The sequence below is a fragment of the Clostridium psychrophilum genome (genome assembly GCF_018861705.1).
GTDB lineage: Bacteria > Bacillota > Clostridia > Clostridiales > Clostridiaceae > Clostridium_AD > Clostridium_AD psychrophilum.
Window position 1 is genome coordinate 1 of record NZ_JAHLEC010000185.1, and the last position, 3,727, is coordinate 3,727.

A 3,727-nucleotide genomic window follows, 5' to 3' on the forward strand; every position below is an offset into this window, starting at 1 on the left:
TTAATCATCTCATATTTCTCTTGAATTTTCCACCTAATTTTCATCTAAAATGTTATCTAAAATGTTATCCACAGCGGTTTCCGCAAGCTGTTTCCTATATAATAAAAAACACCAGTAAAAATATTTTACTGGTGTTTTTTATTTATTTAAAAAATAGATTTTAAATGCTATATTTTTCACAAAGATTTCCAAGCATCATTCACCCAACATAGTTTGAATGTGAAGTAGACAAACTATATTGCTATTCTTCCTCTAGATTTTTTTTATCTAACAAGTAAATCTTATCAGCATATTTAGACTCATCTGAAATCTTTAACTCTGAATTTTTATCCGCTTGTTTAACTTGAGCACCAGATATGTTAGGTTTGACAATACACCCAGCTCCAGCTACGCAACCACCGGGACACGCCATTCCCTCAAGGAGATATCCATCATACTTTCCTTTTGCGGCATCATTACACATATCTCTACATTCTCTCAGCCCATTCGCAGCTTTAATCTTCACTTCTCGCCCTGGATGTTCTTTTTTTATCAAATCAGCTACAGCCTTAGCGACTCCGCCTGCAACAGCAAAACCTCTTCCTGAACCAGTTGCTTCATTACTCAAGCTCTTATCTGTACCAATTATTTCTACTTCTTTGGCTTCTAGCATTCCAGATAATTCCTCATACGTAATTACAAAATCCACTTCACTTTTTACGCTTTTTCTGGAAGCTTCTAATTTTTTCGCGCTACATGGCCCAATAAAAACAATCTTTGCATCTTTATGTTTTTCTCTCACAAGTCGAGCTGCAAAAACCATTGGGGTCAACGTCATTGAAATATTTTCGGCATACTGCGGATATAATTTTTTAGCCATAACAGACCATGAAGGGCAACATGAAGTACCCATAAATGAAAGTTTTTCAGGTACATTTTCTGTAAAGTCTTTTGCCTCCTCAATTGTACAAATATCTGCACCAATCGCAACTTCAACAACATCTTTAAATCCAAGTATAAGCATTGCTCTTTTAAAATCATTAAATCCAACATTTCTACCAAACTGCCCCAAATATGATGGAGCTACAATTGCAATTACTTCTTTATCTTGTTTAATTGCCTGAATCAGTTGAAATATTTGACTTTTATCAGATATTGCTCCAAAAGGACAATTTACCAAACACATTCCACAACTAACACATTTATTATAATCTATTGATGCTCTGCCATATTCATCTGAATCTATTGCATCGACTCCGCATGCCTTGGCACATGGTCGCTCATGTTTTATTATTGCTGAATATGGACATGCTTTAGCACATAAACCACACTTTATACATTTTTTCTGATCAATAAAACTTTTTCCATTAACTATACTAACTGCACCTTTAGGACAAACTTCTACACAAGGGTGTGCTAGGCAACTACGGCACATATTTGTAACTTCATAGCTATTTGTTGGACAAGCATTACAAGCAAATTTTATAATATTTACAAGTGGCGGTTCATAGTATTTCGAAGGTTTTGTTGCACACTCTAATCCTTCTGTAATTGCTCTTGGTTTATCACTTGGTCTTAGATTTAGTCCCATTGCCAAGCGGATTCGCTCACTAACTATTGCTCTTCCAAGGAATGTGTTTTCTCTAAACTTATCCACATCTCCAGGAATGATCTCATATGGAATATTTCCCATTTCTTTTAAATTGTCTTCAAAAGCCATCTTACTTACGGCTGTAAAAACTTTATGTCTAATATCGGCAAGTGTTTTATATTCGAATTTCATTATAACTCCTTTTTATGCTTTAATATTTATAAAAACTGTATACATACATTCCTTAATAAAATATCATATAGCAACAGTTCAGTCAATTTTGCTGTGTGTTTATTTTACTTTATTTGGGATTTTGTATATACTTGGGAAATTACGATGAATTTTTATTAAATCATTTTTCTAACTTCATTCTTTTTTTGAAAAAGAAGACACCCACCATCATGTTCTCCAAGTAACATTCCAGTTTCATTAAGCTTCCTAAATAAGGGTGATTTCAAAGCCTCTTTTAAAGTACAATCTTTTAAATTACAATCAGAATAAGGTGAAAACGGACAAGGTTCTGCTGAACCATCTACATTAATGTGAAAGAAACCTCTACCAGCTGCAAGGCATCCACCCGAATATTTTTCATCGCCAGGAAATGATAGGAAAATAGAATCTTCATATTGATTTCTAAGTTTTTGCTTCTCACATTCCAAGACCTTACGTTCACTGTCAGTCGGTGCCAGTGGCTTTGTTGATTCTGTCACGGGAACGTATTCTACAAAGAGCAACGCCCTACAGCCCTTATTATATAACTTATCAAAAAAAGATTTACTAGTTACAATCATAACATTTTCAGTTGTTACGGTAACAGAAACACCATACAAAATGCCATTTCTTTTAAGTTTGTCCATAACATTCATTAAAATATCATAAGTTCCTTCTCCTCGCCTAACATCTGTCTGGTCCTTGTCACCTTCAATACTAAGCATAGGTAGAAGATTTCTGTTTTTATCAAATAAATTTATATATTCCTCGTTAATCATTGTCCCATTAGTAAATACTGGAAACATAATTTCTTTCACCTCTGCTGCCTTTTCTATAACATCTCTTCTCATTAAAGGCTCTCCACCTGCAAGCAGTATAAATGAAACTCCAAGTTCTTTAGCTTCCTCAAATATTCCTTTCCATCTCTCCCTTGATAATTGCTTATTTTGTAATCCTTCTCCACAGGATTTATTTTCCCTCGCATAACAACCTTTACAAAACAGATTACAACTACTTGTTATACTTGAAATCAAAAAAGGAGGAACATTTTCTCCTTTTTTTTCAAAGTTATCTCGCTTATTTTTTGCTTTTTTACTTGCTAAAGCATATTCTAATACGAAGGTAGTTTCTTTAGGATTTTTAAAAGATGCTTTTACTACTCCCTTTACAATATTCTCTATTCCAGTACTCATGTATTCAGATAAGCTAAAATCATTATTCATTTTTTAAAACCCCTTTTTAAGTTTTTATCAATATTTCCCGAACTTAAAATGCTCTAATAACTTATTATAATTTCATAACCATTTTTTTCATTTATATCTATTTTCTTATATTTATTTTATAAAACTGAATTTTGTACAATCAAATTGTTTACTTATAATGTATATTATTTCAGTTTTATTGTCAATACCTTTAATTTAAATGTCCACCCATCATTATTAACAAGAATCTGTTTCCAATTTATGTTATCATTTTAAAATATATTTCTCATATATTTAGGCTACAATATACGTTTTTCACTGATAAATTTATTTAAAGTGTATTATAATAGTACTAAGGAAATAGAAAATTGACAAAGGAGATTGATGTTATGCCTTGGGGAAATAGGAATGAAAAAATGTTAGTTGCAGTTAAGAGTAATCTTGATGATAATGGATGGGCTAACCCTTTTGAATTGACTTACAACGATGAAGATTTTGAAATAAAAGATCCAGTTAGGAGTATGAAGCTTATTAACAATGCAATCAGATATAAATGCAATATTGACGGAAAAGCAATTGAGTTATTTACTGCAGGTGAAGAATGGTGGATTCTTGTATAGCTTAGAATCAAAATATAAAGAACAAAATCTCCCTACGGTCGAGTAAAAACCCTTATGCCAAGCAAATATGATAATCTCATCGTCCTTTGATTATCATATTTGCATCACATTCTGGGCATAGAACA

At 32.4% G+C, this 3,727-nt stretch carries 3 protein-coding genes; 1 reads left to right on the plus strand and 2 read right to left on the minus strand.

Annotated elements, in window-relative coordinates; translation table 11 throughout:
• Nucleotides 1-241: 241 nt before the first annotated feature.
• Both KPL38_RS18605 and KPL38_RS18610 read right to left on the minus strand, forming a co-directional pair.
• Complete coding sequence (locus KPL38_RS18605; RefSeq protein ID WP_216290627.1) at nucleotides 242-1,762, minus strand: 4Fe-4S dicluster domain-containing protein; 1,521 nt, start codon at nucleotides 1,760-1,762, stop codon at nucleotides 242-244.
• A gap of 155 nt (nucleotides 1,763-1,917) precedes the next feature.
• Complete coding sequence (locus KPL38_RS18610; protein WP_216290628.1) at nucleotides 1,918-3,003, minus strand: radical SAM/SPASM domain-containing protein; 1,086 nt, start codon at nucleotides 3,001-3,003, stop codon at nucleotides 1,918-1,920.
• 368 nt (nucleotides 3,004-3,371) lie between these two features.
• On the opposite strand from KPL38_RS18610, the gene KPL38_RS18615 reads away from it, so the two are divergent.
• Complete coding sequence (locus tag KPL38_RS18615; RefSeq protein WP_216290629.1) at nucleotides 3,372-3,602, plus strand: hypothetical protein; 231 nt, start codon at nucleotides 3,372-3,374, stop codon at nucleotides 3,600-3,602.
• The last annotated feature ends 125 nt before the right edge of the window (nucleotides 3,603-3,727 follow it).

Excerpts from the sequence above, each read along its gene's own strand:
- KPL38_RS18615 (WP_216290629.1), top strand. The coding sequence starts at position 3,372 with ATGCCTTGGGGAAATAGGAATGAAAAAATGTTAGTTGCAGTTAAGAGT.
- KPL38_RS18605 (WP_216290627.1), bottom strand. The coding sequence starts at position 1,762 with ATGAAATTCGAATATAAAACACTTGCCGATATTAGACATAAAGTTTTT.
- KPL38_RS18610 (WP_216290628.1), bottom strand. The coding sequence starts at position 3,003 with ATGAATAATGATTTTAGCTTATCTGAATACATGAGTACTGGAATAGAG.